Source organism: Microcoleus sp. CAWBG58 (assembly GCF_020883045.1).
Taxonomy (GTDB): Bacteria; Cyanobacteriota; Cyanobacteriia; order Cyanobacteriales; family Microcoleaceae; genus Microcoleus.
Genome location: NZ_JAHRFA010000125.1, coordinates 1 through 14,932 on the forward strand (window position 1 = coordinate 1; position 14,932 = coordinate 14,932).

12 protein-coding genes, 1 tRNA gene and 1 pseudogene are annotated in these 14,932 nt (G+C 44.3%); 5 read left to right on the plus strand and 9 right to left on the minus strand.

Annotation, left to right across the window (positions count from 1 at the left end; translation table 11 throughout):
• Nucleotides 1-203: 203 nt before the first annotated feature.
• Nucleotides 204-276: transfer RNA gene (locus QZ918_RS31095), tRNA-Phe, on the minus strand.
• A gap of 134 nt (nucleotides 277-410) precedes the next feature.
• Here QZ918_RS31095 and QZ918_RS31100 point away from each other — a divergent pair.
• Nucleotides 411-3,071: a glycosyltransferase family 39 protein gene (locus QZ918_RS31100; protein WP_293342478.1), complete on the plus strand. Its 2,661-nt coding sequence runs from the start codon at nucleotides 411-413 to the stop codon at nucleotides 3,069-3,071.
• A 41-nt stretch (nucleotides 3,072-3,112) separates the two neighbouring features.
• Here QZ918_RS31100 and QZ918_RS31105 read toward each other — a convergent pair.
• From QZ918_RS31105 to QZ918_RS31125, 5 genes and pseudogenes are all read right to left on the minus strand, one after another.
• Nucleotides 3,113-4,385 (minus strand): annotated as a pseudogene (locus QZ918_RS31105) (transposase).
• A gap of 331 nt (nucleotides 4,386-4,716) precedes the next feature.
• On the minus strand, nucleotides 4,717-5,349 hold the full coding sequence (gene cobO / locus QZ918_RS31110; RefSeq protein WP_293342484.1) for a cob(I)yrinic acid a,c-diamide adenosyltransferase: 633 nt from the start codon (nucleotides 5,347-5,349) through the stop codon (nucleotides 4,717-4,719).
• A gap of 193 nt (nucleotides 5,350-5,542) precedes the next feature.
• Complete coding sequence (locus QZ918_RS31115; RefSeq protein WP_293342486.1) at nucleotides 5,543-6,136, minus strand: Uma2 family endonuclease; 594 nt, start codon at nucleotides 6,134-6,136, stop codon at nucleotides 5,543-5,545.
• Nucleotides 6,117-6,257, minus strand: a complete 141-nt coding sequence (locus QZ918_RS31120) for a hypothetical protein (protein WP_293342489.1) — start codon at nucleotides 6,255-6,257, stop codon at nucleotides 6,117-6,119. Before QZ918_RS31120 ends, QZ918_RS31115 begins: the two co-directional genes overlap by 20 nt.
• A gap of 173 nt (nucleotides 6,258-6,430) precedes the next feature.
• A complete protein-coding gene (locus QZ918_RS31125; protein WP_293342492.1) occupies nucleotides 6,431-7,039 on the minus strand; it encodes a DUF8692 domain-containing protein in 609 nt (202 codons plus the stop codon).
• Nucleotides 7,040-7,151: 112 nt separating this feature from the next.
• On the opposite strand from QZ918_RS31125, the gene QZ918_RS31130 reads away from it, so the two are divergent.
• From QZ918_RS31130 to rimM, 3 genes are all read left to right on the plus strand, one after another.
• Nucleotides 7,152-8,423, plus strand: coding sequence for a molybdopterin molybdotransferase MoeA (locus QZ918_RS31130; RefSeq protein WP_293342495.1), 1,272 nt, complete (start codon nucleotides 7,152-7,154; stop codon nucleotides 8,421-8,423).
• 252 nt (nucleotides 8,424-8,675) lie between these two features.
• The gene (locus QZ918_RS31135) at nucleotides 8,676-9,308 is read left to right on the plus strand and encodes a response regulator (RefSeq protein WP_293148190.1); all 633 of its coding nucleotides are present in this window, start codon (nucleotides 8,676-8,678) and stop codon (nucleotides 9,306-9,308) included.
• 435 nt (nucleotides 9,309-9,743) lie between these two features.
• Entirely contained in the window at nucleotides 9,744-10,391 is a 648-nt protein-coding gene (rimM, locus tag QZ918_RS31140) for a ribosome maturation factor RimM (protein ID WP_293342498.1), read from the plus strand.
• 188 nt (nucleotides 10,392-10,579) lie between these two features.
• Here the strand turns inward: rimM and QZ918_RS31145 are convergent, their stop codons facing one another.
• Nucleotides 10,580-11,041, minus strand: coding sequence for a phosphate-starvation-inducible PsiE family protein (locus QZ918_RS31145; RefSeq protein ID WP_293342501.1), 462 nt, complete (start codon nucleotides 11,039-11,041; stop codon nucleotides 10,580-10,582).
• A 358-nt stretch (nucleotides 11,042-11,399) separates the two neighbouring features.
• Nucleotides 11,400-11,705: an RNA-binding regulator gene (gene rbp / locus QZ918_RS31150; protein WP_293148182.1), complete on the minus strand. Its 306-nt coding sequence runs from the start codon at nucleotides 11,703-11,705 to the stop codon at nucleotides 11,400-11,402.
• Between the two features lie 369 nt (nucleotides 11,706-12,074).
• Here rbp and QZ918_RS31155 point away from each other — a divergent pair, with 369 nt between their 5' ends.
• Complete coding sequence (locus QZ918_RS31155; protein WP_293148180.1) at nucleotides 12,075-12,218, plus strand: hypothetical protein; 144 nt, start codon at nucleotides 12,075-12,077, stop codon at nucleotides 12,216-12,218.
• Nucleotides 12,219-12,454: 236 nt separating this feature from the next.
• On the opposite strand, the gene QZ918_RS31160 is transcribed toward QZ918_RS31155, so the two are convergent.
• Nucleotides 12,455-14,626, minus strand: a complete 2,172-nt coding sequence (locus QZ918_RS31160; RefSeq protein ID WP_293342504.1) for a molybdopterin oxidoreductase family protein — start codon at nucleotides 14,624-14,626, stop codon at nucleotides 12,455-12,457.
• Nucleotides 14,627-14,932 lie beyond the last annotated feature (306 nt).

Genomic DNA, 14,932 nt, shown 5'->3' on the forward strand with positions numbered 1-14,932 from the left:
AAAAAGCATTTCCCAACGCTTTTGCTGAGGGAATACAGGGCGTAGTAGTACGTCCAGTAAGGGTCACACCTTACAAAATGGTTGTCCGAGGCAAGTGTAATATTTGCCTAGAAAACCTGTAACTATCTGACTCAAAAATAATTGACTGCACAGCCCGTATTTTCCCCAAATAAAAAGCCCTCAACTTTGTGAGGGCTTTGCGATGCCAAGACGGAGATTTGAACTCCGGACACGTGGATTTTCAGTCCACTGCTCTACCAACTGAGCTATCTCGGCTTGTTTTTTCGCGCTTAACTACCTTAGCAGACACATACGGAATTTAGCAAGCACTTTTTCAAAATAATTTTTAGAGCGCCCGGAACCGCCCACCTGTAAGCTAAAAGCTGCACGCCTAAAATCCAAAAATCGCAATGGCACAGCAACATCGGGACAGCGGGGGCAACAGTCTGCCACTCTTGGGCATAATTTGGCTGCTGGCGGCAATTAGCGATCGCCTCTGGTTTGCCTGCGATCGATCTGTACCCGCCTGGGATCAAGCAGAATACCTCACTAGCACGCTGAATTACTTACAGGCGTTGCAGCATCCTCAGTGGTTTTCCGGCGACTGGTGGACAAGTTTCTGGCTGCTTTCGACGAAGATTCCGCCCTTGGTGTACATCTTAACGGTGCCGTTTCTGCATATTTTTGGTACTGGGGGCGATCGGGCAACCCTCGTTCATTTATTATTTATTGCTATTCTGCTCGCCTCAGTCTACAATTTGGGCACCAAATTATTTAACAGGCAAGTTGGTTTGTGGGCTGCTGCTATTTGTGTTTTGTTACCGGGACTTTATCGCTTCCGCTTGCAATTTTTACTAGATTTTCCCCTAACTGCTGCGATTACTTTTTGTTTCTATTGTCTGACAATGTGGAAACAACAAGAAAATGTGGCAGCGGATTTTGTAGTGTATATAACGGAGAGAAAAAATCAGGAAAATCGTAAAGCATTTTACCTGAATCGATTATCTTTCTTTTGGGCGATCGCCTTTGGGATTTCTCTCGGCTTATCAATATTAGTTAAACACACTACAGTATTATTTTTGTTTGCACCGATTCTGTGGTTGGCAGTTGGTGCAGTACGACAAAAAGCTTGGGGAAGATTAGCTCAATTAGCTGGTGCTTTGTTGCTGTCTGCTGCCGTGTTTGGCCCGTGGGCAAAAACTAATTGGCTGTTAATTTTGACCGGGGGAAAACGGGCAACGTTCGATTCTGCGATCGCCGAAGGAGATCCGGGCTTAAATACGATCGGTGCTTGGATTTACTATATTCAGCACTTACCAGAACACGTTTCCTGGCCTCTGTTACTGATTCCCTTAGTCGGATTTATACTCTATTATTGGCGCAATCGAGCGGACTATCAATCAAGATTGTATCTTAACTCTTGTCGGTGGCTGGCGGTATTTTGGATAGGAGCTTATTTAATTAATTCCCTAAATATCAACAAAGATGACCGATATGTGATACCTTATTTACCAATTTTAGCAATATTTTTAGCCTACTGTTTAACCCTGTGGCCGCAGCGTTGGGGAAAGCAAATTCGTTGGGGAACCATTGGCTTGGGAATCATAACGATGCTGTTCCATATCTGGCCGCTGGGAGGTGGTTTGGGACATAACTCCGTTCAAATTGTTAGTCCTGGCAATTCTAGCTATCCTTACTTAGGTAAAGAGTGGCCGCACCAAGAAGTAATTGCCGAAATTATTGATACCGAACCTTATTTGCAATCGACTTTGGGCGTGTTGCCTTCCACACCGGAAATTAACCAGCACAATTTGAATTATTACGGTGCTTTGGCGAATTTTCAGGTTTACGGGCGACAGGTGGGAACCAATTTAAAAGAAGTGCCGCAAGATGTGCGATCGCTTTCTTGGTTTGTTACCAAAACTGGCCCGCAAGGTTCGATTCGGGAACGGATTAAAAAAGCTCAAAATGCAGCGGTGGCGGCGATTGAAACTGGTGGTAAGTTTAAGTTGCAAAAAAGTTGGGTTTTGCCTGACAATACTAATTTAAATCTTTACCGCAAGCAGTTGCATCCGGTGGAAGTACAGCCGTTGCCGGAAGCGCGATCGCAAGTACAATTAGAGCAAGTAACTGTTTTGGCAAAACCGGTTCCCGGTGTGGCGTTGCCGGTGACTTATATTTGGTCTGGGCCTTGGCAGCAGTTGCAGTCTGGTTTAGTCTTGTTAACGTGGCAAAATCAGCAGTCTGGTGATATTCGATCGGGACAGACTGTGAGAATTTTACACGATCGCGCGATCGGGCAGGCAACTTTGCATCCGGGAATGCTCGAAGCCGATCAATTTGCTGTGGGGTTTCGAGTAGTCGATCGCACGGCGATGCTAACTCCTGCTAATATTGCACCGGGAAGCTACAATCTGCAAGCAACGTATCTCAATCGCCAAACCGGGGAAACTTATCCCATCAACGTGCCGCAGGTAACGCTTAAAATCGACGCTCAGCCCGAGGTTATTGCTTCCCAGACTCGCACGGACAACAAAGATCGGAAAAAGTTGAAAATCGTCGAGCAAGTCCCAGAAAATGAAGATACGCCCGAGTTAGATTTGGTAACTCAATTGCGGGCGATGGCGGTTAATTTACCCAAAGGATTGCCCGGTTTGGAACCAGTATTCGAGCAGATTGGACGCATCAATCAGTACGATCCAACTCAAGATTATACCGTGCAAGCGGAACAAGCCTTAGCATATCGGCTGAAGCAGGAACCAAACAATCTAGAATTCGCCTATGCTTTGGCATTTTCTAGAGTATTGCAGCAGAATGTCGAAAGTGCGATCGCAGCTTTAGAAAAAGTTACGCAACTCGACTCTCAAAACCCCTATGCTTACGCTTATCTCGCCTTCGTCCAGATTTACGGCTGGCATCCCAAAGCTGCCGAAACAGCCTTAAAACCCGCCCTCGCCCTCAATCCCAACCTACCGGAAATTAGAATTTTAAATGGTTTAGCCGCTTTAATGCAAGGCAACGTCATTCAAGCATGGCAAGATTTGCAATTCTTGAAAAAATTGAATATTTAGCAATTAATAGCTGGTAAAAGTATAGTCATCTATGACATGACTTAGGAGGCACCCGGCCCCTCCCCTTTCGCTTTCACTTCGAGCGGATTAACCCGCCTCGGCTGAGCTACGCCCACGACCTATCCCATCGCTAAAAGCATTTGGGATTGCTTTTCTCAAAATATTATAAGACCCATTAACATCGGCATTAATCAATCGACCGCACGATGTTTTGTACAATCCTCTGTTAATTCGCGAACCGCTAAATGTGACATCCTGGGTTCCAATATTCCCGTAGACAGGAATTGGATCTAAACCCAGAAAATTAGATTTGGAAGTATAGGATTCTTCTTGCTCTATTACCTCGATTCCGACCAACTCAGCTTTATATTTCAACATTTCAATTAGTCGAGCATGAGGAATGCTGACAAAGTTTTGATTGGTTTTCTTTCCTAAATTTATCTCATTTTTCCATTGTAGGTTTTTGCCAATTACTAGCGTCCCTATCTTTTGTGATGCCAGCAGATTGATTATCTGCCGACTCGTATGATGCAAGTAATTATCGACTTTTTGATTCCGACAACGAGTTAGGCGCCCAAGGCGTGATGAGGAGAAGCGGTTTCCTTTTAATTGAGATTGTAGTTGTGCCTTACGTTTGTTGTAGAATTGATTAATTGATTTTAGTGGTCGCCCGTTAATCAGTAATGGGACAAATCCCGGCTGATTTGATGTTAGCGCTACTAAGTTATTCAATCCTAAATCGATACTAGCTACTAATTCTTTTTGGTTGGCGACGGTGGACTCCGGCTGGGTACAGGCATTGTAAATTACCTCAATTACATAGCAATCACATTTGGGAACTAATCTAATTTGACAAATTTGCTCTGGCTTTACCTGGGTTTTAATTAAAATATTAGTACCGGAAAGCTTGATTATTCCTTTTCTTAGTTGCTTGCTACTAATTGCTTGAATTGTATAGACGAGAATATTCCGACCTTTGACTTTATCTTTATACTTCGGTAATTTCGGGCGACCGCTGAATCTAGTGGAGTCAATTTTGTAAGCTTTGACTGCTTCAAAAAAAGACTTCCAATTCTTGTCTAATATCATTAATATTTGTTGACTTACCTTGGCTGGTAATTCTTTGTATGCTTGATGAGATTTCATCAAACGATTCATTTCGTTGTAATTGATATAACCCCATCCGTAGACAAAACTTTGACGAATAATGTAGTTAGCAGCATTATACAAATTTTTGGATTTAAAGGCTAATCCGTCAATTTCAATAAAACGGTGCTCGGTGGATTTAATGATGTGTCTCTCTGCTAGTTGCATTCAGACTCTCCTTTTTTAAAAGATCGCAATAATTCTCGCTTGTTGACTTTCTGACTATATGATACTACCATTGCTTACTATTGCTTGCAAACTTAATGAAGTTTTATAATACCAATTTTCAACGAAATAACAGTATTCTTGTCCCCCCCCTTAGCAAGGGGGGGTTAGGGGGGGTCGAAAAGTGTTGCACAATTTTAGATAAATCGTATAAGATTAATAGACAAGATTTGCATAAGTCTTCGAGCGCTCCAGAAACCGCAGATGTCAGACAGATGCAACACAGATTAACGCAGATAATTTCAGGGTGTTTTCCGATTTTTGCAATTCAAGTCTAATACTCAATACCAGCTTGAGCTTTAATACCTTGTTCCCGAAATGGATGCTTAACCAAAGTCATTTCCGTCACCAAGTCGGCGCGTTCAATTAATTCCGGTGGCGCGCCCCTGCCGGTGAGAATTACATGAGAGTCTTTGGGTTTTTGTTCTAAAGCTGCGAGCACTTGTTCGACTTGCAAATAACCCAACTTTAATGCTATATTGACTTCATCTAGCAAAACCAACCTAAACTCAGGATTGCAGATAAAAGTTACAGCTTTATCCCAGGCTTTTTGAGCAGTAGCAATATCTCGATCGCGATCCTGCGTATCCCAAGTAAAGCCTTCACCCATCGCATGAAATTCTAGCTGATTTTCCCAGAGTTCAAAAACCGCTTTCTCTGCCGGTTCCCAAGCTCCTTTAATAAATTGTACTATAGCGACGCGGTAGCCGTGACCGAGCGATCGCAAAACCATGCCTAAAGCAGCCGTAGTTTTGCCTTTACCGTTACCCGTATTCACAATTATCAAACCTTTATCTTCAGCCGCATTAGCAATTCGCTGCGCCTGAACTTCTTGTCGGCGCTGCATTTTCTGTTTGTGCTGTTCCGCAGTTAAGCCCGTCGTAGTTGTTTCTGTATCTGTTTCCATGATATCTATTTTATTTTAACCGCAGATGAACGCAAATAAACGCTGATAAATGTAGGCTATCTAGTTACCGTAAAGAATTGGTTTAAAGCCTCTCCTTTGGGCGTAGAAATTAAAATCAGTCTATTCATTACTTCAATCCTCTTCCTTCTAGGTAGAGGTAGCTCTCCCATGGTCAACTGTCAACTGTCAACTGTCAACTGTCAACTGTTGAACTCCATACTGCTTGCAAGTTTAGCACGAAACCGAGTAAAATATCTTCTCCCGAAAGTTCTGCGGGACATTCCAAAATTTCTTTTTCTTGTCCTTGGCGGTAGATTTCAACTCGGCGCGTTTTGCGGTTGATTAACCAGCCGAGTCTTACTTGGTTGTCCATGTATTCTTGCATTTTATCTTGAGCATCTTTTAAACTGTCTGTCGGCGACATTAACTCTAAGACAAAATCTGAGGCAATCGGAGGAAACTTTTGTTTTTCTTCGGGAGTGAGTGCATCCCATCTTTCTTGTTTAATCCAAGAAACATCGGGAGAACGATTTGCACCGCTGGGGAGTTTGAAACAAGTTGAAGAATCGAAACAAACTCCTAGTTTAGTTCGTCTGTTCCAAATTACAAAGTCAGCATTAATCTCTGCATTACTGTTTCCGGTTTCTCCTCCTGTGGGTGACATGACGGTTATTTCTCCTTGGGCGTTGCGTTCAAATTTGACCTCGGGGTTTTGGCGACACAGTTGATAAAATTGGTCGTCAGTGATTTGGGCGATCGCATTAAAGTTAATGGTAACTGCTAGCATGATATTTTAGAGGCTGCACTTGGACTATTGTAACCGCAGGTGAGTGGCGAGCGATGCAGGTTATTTCAACAGTTGACAGTTGACAGTTGACAGTTGACAGTTTAACAGCAAACTCTACCATTAAGTCATAGGATTGGATTAATGAATAGTCTGATTTTAATTTCTCCCTCAAAGTTAGAGGCTCTCAATCAACTCTTTCTGGTAAATCGAAAACCGGAGAATGCTATTTTTGAAGCGGGAAGATTTTGCGAGATATTTGTGTTGGCATTATATCACAAAGTTACAATAACGCGTTTATCTTGTTATGAAAACTTTTTCCAGGAAAGATTTGCAGACATACCAATAATAAAAGGCAATGTTGATTTCGCTCAACAATTTAGGAACTCCTTCTAATAAACTAGCTAAGATCTTGCCTTCTAACTTCAGCGCATCCATACCGATCGCAAAAAACAACAATCCCAATCCAGCCAACAAGATTTTGTAGGGAGTAGACTGTAATTCTCGCCGAAAAAACCATCCGTAGGAGAACACAAATATAGCGTACAACAAACTCACTCCTAACTTAGGAATTCCCAAGGCGCTAATATATAGATGAATTCTGTAAATTTCATTGAGCAGAAAAGCGCCTGTCAACAAAGCAGAGAACAGAATAAATCGAGTTTCCGTAGGACGTAGTTGCATAGTTTTAGCCAATCCATAGCTAAAGCTACAAACAATGACTGGCACAACACACAACACTTGAAAGGTGCGAGTTAACAAGGCGACATTGGGATTGGGGGAGAAAAAAGGGTGAAAGAATAAATCGCTGACTTGCAAGCCTGAAAGTTGAGTCAAGACAACCAGAAATCCCACCAGCAATAGAGACAAACAATTGAGTCGCAAAGCTGAGCGAAAAATAGTCATAAGCGAAGCACGACAAAAGGACGGTTTACCGCAGACGAATCAAAAAATACATTTCCACTATAGCTGCTGATTTGCTAAACTAATAAAAGTCTTGTTAAACTGGGTGACACTGATGCTGTCCGTAAAAGAAGCAGAATCTATCGTTCTAAATTTGGCGCAATCCCTCGACAGTCAGCGGGATGTAGAAATTGTAGACTTGTTGGCAGCATCGGGGCGGATTTTGGCTGCACCCGTCACTGGTTCCCTCGATTTTCCTTATTGGGATAATTCGGCAATGGATGGCTATGCCGTGCGGTTTGTTGATGTGGAAAATTGCAGCGCCGAAAAACCGGCGGTACTCGAAGTAGTCGAGGAGATTCCAGCCGGATATCCGCCTCAAACTACGCTACAATCGGGCCAAGCAGCCCGAATTTTTACGGGCGCGATGATGCCGGATGGTGCTGATACAGTCGTTATGCAGGAAGAAACGAGGCGTGAGGGCGATCGCATTTCGATCTTAGTTTCTCCTGAAAAGCCGCAAGCATTTATCAGGCACAAAGGCGCTTTTTATCAAGCAGGAACAACTTTACTAACTCCGGGTACAGTTATCAAAGCCCCAGAAATGGCGGTATTAGCAACTGCACAGTGCATTCAAGTTCCAGTTTATCGGCGTTTGCGCGTGGCTATTTTTTCTACGGGTGACGAATTGGTGTCGCCCGAGAAAACTTTGACTTACGGTAAACTGGTAGATTCAAATCAATATGCCTTGACAGTGTTGTTGACTCAAATGGGATTTGAGCCGATTCGATTGGGAATTATTCCCGATAATAAAGATGCGCTAACCAAGGCAATCTCTCAGGCTGTTTCTATCGCAGATGTGGTGATTTCTACGGGCGGCGTTTCGGTAGGAGATTACGATTATATTGAGCAAATATTGGCGGAATTGCAAGGCAAAGTTCACATTAGTTCGGTGGCGATTAAGCCGGGTAAACCTTTGACTGTTGCTGCATTTAAACGAAATGAAGAAAAATCCGATTTGCCGATTGCGAGTTCGGATTGTCTTTATTTTGGTTTGCCGGGAAATCCAGTTTCAGCTTTAGTATGCTGTTGGCGGTTTGTGGTGCCTGCTTTGCGAAAGATGGCTGGGCTGGACGCGGATGCTTGGGGCCCGGAGTTTGTGCGGGCTCGATGTGATGTTGAATTGCGATCGCACGGCAAGCGCGAAACTTATGTTTGGGGTAAACTACATTTAGTTGCCGGATTCTGGGAATTTGAACCTGCAAGCGGCAGCCAAAATTCAGCAAATTTAATTAACCTCGCAAATACGACTGGTTTAGCAGTTTTGCCCCCATCGGAAACCTGGATTTGGCCAGGTGAATTTGTAGAAGTTTTAAAAGTTAGTTGACAGTTGACAGTTGACAGTTGACAGTTGACAGTTGACAGTTGTCATGGGTGATTGGTAATTGGTAATTGGTAATTGGTAATTAATTTTCCCTCTTCCCTCTTCCCTCTTCCCTCTTCCTGAAATCCGTTACATCCGTTACATCCGTTACATCCGTTACACAATCCGTTGCCGAACTTCCCTCTTCCTGAAATCCGTTACATCCGTTACATCCGTTACACAATCCGTTGCCGAACTTCCTTCTTCCTTCTTCCTATGAAAATTCTAATTGTTGAAGACGATCCGATGATGCAACTGGGATTAGAGCAAGTTTTAGCCGATTCCCCAGAAATAGAAATAGTAGGACAAGCAGAAGATGGATATTTAGGCGTAGCAGCCGCACTGAAACTCAAACCAGATATTATTGTAATGGATATCGGGTTGCCACGACTGGACGGCATAGCAGCGACGCAGCAAATTAAAGCACAACTGCCGGAAGTTAGAGTGGTAATGTTAACTTCTCATACCGCTGAAACTGAAATTATTGCTGCCCTTTCAAGCGGTGCTGATGCTTATTGTATTAAAGGTGCTTCCGTAGACAGGCTGTTAGCAGCGATTGCAGCGGCAGCAGAGGGGGCTACTTACCTCGATCCTCAAATTGCTCGGACTGTCATCGATCACCTCAAACCGCCTACACCAGCCTCTACAACTACTTTTGGCCAATTGTCACAGCGGGAATTAGAGGTGTTAAAGTTAATGGTGGAAGGCAACAGCAATCCGGAGATAGCGGCGGCACTTTATTTGAGTCCAAATACTATTAAAACTCATGTTCGCGGTATTATGAATAAGTTGGCTGTGGACGATCGCGTGCAAGCAGCGGTTGTCGCACTGAGAAGTGGGTTGGTGTAAACAGTTGACAGTTGACAGTTGACAGTTGACAGTTGACAGTTGACAGTTTGAGAGTGACCTCTACCCTTAAGTTCGAGTATTGGAGTAATAAATAGTCTGATTTTAATTTCTTCCTCAAAGGGTTCCGACTTTCAACCAATTCTTTCTGGTAGCTGATTTAATAACGGATCTAACTCACATCTAGCACCATTCTCAAGAACAGGCAAGATGCCTGTTCCACAAAAGATGAATTTTCTTGTGGGATGGGCATCCTGCCCGTCCCTGAAATGCTAGTTGAGAATGGTGCAATATCTCAGATGTAACGGATATAAAGAACTTCGGCAACGGATTTAACCGATTCATGTTTGAGGTTCGATGTAAGAAAAATGCCGAATGCCCAATTCCCAATTCCCAATGTCAACTGACTAATTATTAGCAATTTGAGTAATAAAATTTATGAGCGAGTGGATAGAAATCGGTACAATTGTAGCAGCTCAAGGTTTATATGGCGAAGTGCGTGTCTATCCTGATTCGGATTTCCCGGAAAGGTTTATTGAACCGGGTAAGCGGTGGCTTTTGCGCCCTAAGAAAACTGAACCGGAACCGATCGAATTTTTGGGGGGTCGTTACATTCCGGGCAAAGGGTTGTATGCTGTAGAGGTGGAGGGTGTAGAAGACCGCGATGGCGCTGAAGCGCTGCGGGGCTGTAAGTTGTTAATCGAAAAGGGCGATCGACCTTACCTCGAACCTGATGAGTTTTACGTCCAAGATTTGCTTGGCATGGAAGTTTTTAACCAGTTAACCGGGGAAATCTTAGGCAAGGTAAGCGATATTATCCCCGCAGGTAACGACCTTTTAGAGGTAGAAACTAATCTCACAGCGCCGGAAGTTGTCCCCCCAGAAATATCTAAGCCAAAACGCCCGGAAACTCCCGCAGCAAACGCCGATCCCAGAAATACCCGCAAACCACGGAAAATCCGCGTTAAAGAACCTAAGTCAACGAAAATTTTGATTCCGTTTGTGCAAGAGATTGTGCCAATTGTTGATTTGGAAAAAGGCAGAATTGAAATTGTGCCTCCTGCTGGTTTGTTGGAAGACATCTAGATAAGACGGAGGTTTCAACCGCCCATTTTTCTAGAAAATACAGCCAATTTTTATTAAAGCCAAGCCAGAGTTACTATTAGTTATTAACAATCCCCAATTACGAATCATAAGGTTCGTAGTGCGGACTTTAGTCCGCAGCGAGAAAGCGGACTGAAGTCCGCACTACGAACCATGCCCCATTCCCAGTGTTAATCTTTTCCTTTATTGGCCAACCGCACGATTAAGTAACTGATGGAAAGCGCAAAAATTGCTGCCGATAAACCAATCAAGTCGGCTGCGGTTTTTTTTTCTAGGTCAAGAATGATGATTTTTCGAGATACTGCTATCAAAGAAGTTACAATAACTAGCTCTACTTGAATTACGTGCTTTTTCAGATAAGCTGTAATATTTTCCAATATTTCCAGGGCAATTAAAACATTTAAAAATAACCCGAATATGACAAACAATGTATCTTTTAATAAAAAAGTTTCGTGGTCTCTAAACAATTCATTTGCTAAAAAAATCATCAAATCGCAAACGCTGACGATAATTACCAAAATCATCGCCAGTGAGAGAATTTTCGATATTACTACTTCTACATTTTCGGTAAAATGCAGAAAATTTTCATCACTGCTTGACTTAACAATTTGCCTAAATAGTTTTTTCAGCATACCCGTGATTTAGCGATCGTGGATCATTCTGTCATTCTTCGGTACACTTGGCAATCTCGAAACTCTATGATTGCTTGTTTTCCTGGGACAGCCGGACTCTGAGACCGAGCATTCTTTCTGTCGGTCATTATTTTACAGGTTTTCGGGTCAGCTCCGAAATCGATCGCACGCAGTCCATTTCCCGATTCAGAAATTTTACCAATAAAAAAACCTCAAACTCTAGCTTATCAAGAGTTTGAGGACTTTCAGACGCGGTACGATCGCACAATCAACTACTTATTCTCAACAGATAAGGATTGTTGACTGTATTTTCGCCCTGTCGAACACACGGTCAAGCTAAAAATTTAGCTTGGGTGGTTTAGTAGCGGCGAGAAGAGCGGTCGTTGTTGCCCCAGTTGCCGCTGTTGGAAGAACCGCGCTCTTCGCGGGGTTTTGCCTTGTTGACTTTGAGGTCGCGACCCATCCACTCAGCACCGTCAAGAGCCTCAATGGCTGCTGCTTCTTCTGCTTCAGTAGACATTTCTACGAAAGCAAAGCCGCGCATCCGACCTGTTTCGCGGTCAGCAGGCAATTGAACGCGCTTTACTGTGCCGTACTCTCCAAAAGTTTGGTTGAGGTGCTCCTGCGTTACTTCGTAGGATAAATTGCCGACATAGATTGACATTGAACATTCTCCAGAATCGAGGTTGTAGAGATTTAAATCCGGAGGAACGCCGATCGAACGAACTGTACTGCCGAAAATAAAGCCTTATAAAAATAGCATAGCACCTATAGGTGCAAACTGCAATTTTTCCGATCCGCTCGATCGACAAAAAATCAGGAATCAGGAATCAGGAATCAGGAATCAGGAACAAGGAATCAGGAAAAACCCCGAATAAAGCAGGAAAAACTAGAAAAAATAAATTTAATTTTCTTGATTCGCGAACTCTGCGGGAGAACGCAGCTTGTCGGGTGCTTCAACAGTTGACAGTTGACTGTTGACCGCTTGACAGTTTGATAGCGACCTCTACCTGGAAGTCCGAGGATTGGAGTAATGAATAGTCTGATTTTAATTTCTCCCTCAAAGACTTGGGGCTTTCAACCAATTCTTTCTGGTAATAACTCAAAATTACTCGATAACCTTTCCCAAAAACAGGTACAAGCCTCGGACTTAAGTCGTGGAGATCCCAAAATTTGAGACCCTTCGACAAGCGAACGGCCAACGCCAAAGTTCCAACTCCCAGATTGCATCTGTGGAGTAAATCGAAAAATGGAAAATCGAAAAATAGAAAATCGACTGACAAAGGTCTTGATTGCTGTAGAGTACCCTGCGATTGTGCCTCAGCCATAGCTAAGAAACTGGGTTTATTGACAATAAAACTAGAATTTTATTTGAGTCTGTGGCAAGAAACCAAGGTAAAGTTGGACGGCAACTCAAGAATTGACCGTGACGGTGGATTTTGCCCAATTAAACTCCCCAACTTCTGCGGCCACTTCTGCCCCAATCAGCACTAACTGCACCGCACAAGCTTTTAACTCGGGCTGTTTGGAATCTGGACAACTTGCAGCATGAGTCATGGCATTGGCTTCAGCACTTTCTGCCCACAGAGAACCCCAGTGCATCGGTACAAATAGCGTACCAGGGGCGATCGCCTTGGTGACTTTTGCGGGAAACTGAGCCTTACCGCGGCGCGATCGAACTTCTAGCAAATCCCCCTCCTTAATCTGCAATTTAGCAGCATCGCGCGGGTGAATTTCCAAAAACGGATCTGGGTGCAATTTATTAATTTTCTCTGTTCTCCCCGTGCGCGTCATCGTATGCCAGTGTCCGTAAAGTCTTCCCGTTGTCAACACAAACGGATAGTCGGGATCTGGTGGTTCTGCTAGTCCCCGGGAGTGATAGGCCGAAAATCTCGCCCGCGCGTCAGGAGTGTGAAAACGCCTGTCAGTATACAGCCGTTTAGCTTCAGTCGCTGGATGGGGAGGCTGATTTTCGGGACAGGGCCACTGTTGGGGGCCTTGAAGGCGCAAATATTCATGGCTGAGGCCTGTTACGTCGCAGGGACGATCGCGTGTCAACTGCACGTATTCTTTGTATACGTCAGCGCTGCTGTCGAAAGCAAAGTGTTCGGCAAAACCCAACCTGCGGCCGACTTCTGCAAAAATCTTCCAGTCGTCGCGCGCTTCGCCGGATGGCGGATCGAAACCGGGACAAAACGTCACGCGGCGTTCGGAATTCGTCATCACTCCGGTTTTTTCGCTCCACTGGGTTGCCGGCAGCAGGATGTGAGCGTAGGCTGAGGTTTCGGTGGGATAGTATGCTTCTTGATAAATCGTCAAGGGCGATCGCAACAAAGCAGCTTTTGTCCGTTCCAAATCCGGCATACTCACCACTGGATTAGTTGCGGCAATCCACAGCAACTCCACATCACCCGTTTCTAAGCCGGTAATCATCTCCCAAGCATTGCGGCCTGGATTCGGCGAAATGGTTCCGGGTGCGATTCCCCAAAACTCCTCGACTTGGGTTCTGTGTTCGTCATTTTTGACAAAGCGGTAGCCTGGAAGTAAGTGAGAAAGTCCTCCAGCTTCCCGGCCTCCCATCGCGTTTGGCTGGCCTGTGAGGGAAAACGGGCCAGAACCTGGTTTGCCGATTTGACCGGTCATCAAGTGCAAATTAATTAGCGATCGCACCTTTGCCGTGCCTTCGGAGGACTGGTTAATTCCCATCGACCACAGAGACAAAACCCGTTGTGACTGCTCCCAATAGTTGGCAGCAGTTTCTAACTCGCTGACAGTAATGCCGCAGCGCGAGGCTACAAACTCCGGCGTGTAGCTGCTGACAACTTCAGCAAAAGCTGAAAAATTTGCCGTGCATTCTTGAATAAACTCAGGATCTATTGCTTGCCTCCGCAACAGCAAATATGCAATTCCATTGAGCAAATCTATATCCGTACCCGGTTTAATTGCTAAGTGCAAATCTGCTGCTTCAGCAGTCGGAGTCCGCCTCGGATCTACCACAACCATCTTGACATCGGGATGCTTTTTGTGGTACTTTACTAATCGATTGAATACAATTGGATGGCATTCCGCTGTATTGCTGCCGATAATAAAAGCGCAATCTGTTAATTCTAAATCGTCGTAACAGCAAGGCGGCCCGTCCGAACCTAAACTTTGAACGTAACCCGAAACCGCTGAAGACATACACAAACGAGAATTCGCATCAAAATTATTAGTGCCCAGACAACCTTTCATGAGTTTCTGGGCAACATAATAATCTTCTGTAGCGAATTGACCTGAACCGTAAACGCACATAGCGTCCGGGCCGCTGGTGCTGCGAATTGTTTTGATGCGGTTGACAATGGCATCGAGAGCCTCGTCCCAGCTAGCGCGGCGGAACGGTTGGTCGAGAGTCTCTCGCATCATCGGATAAAGTAGCCGATCGCTGCGAATGGACTCTGTTACCGTTGCTCCCTTGATACAAACCATGCCCTGACTCGATGGGTGATTGCGATCGCCCCGCACTTTCCAAGTTTGTTTTTTGTCGGGAACAACTTCTAGACCGCAACCTACACCGCAGTAAGGGCAAAGAGTTTTTATAGTTTCCATCTGGTGATTTTAGATGCTAATTTTTGAAAGCTCATGGATAATTCGTAACTCGTCATTATAGTCGGAACTGAGGACTCCGACAAATAATGTATCAATATTTACTAAATTATCGCAAAAATGCTTTACACAAGCCGAAAATAGTTACAGGTTTTCTAGACAAATATTACAATTGCCTCTGGCAACCATTTTGTAAGGTGTGACCCTTACTGGACGTACTACTACGCCCTGTATTCCCTCAGCAAAAGCGTTGGGAAATGCTTTTTTGACAATGTTAGCGCTGCCATTCACATCCGCATTGATCAGTCT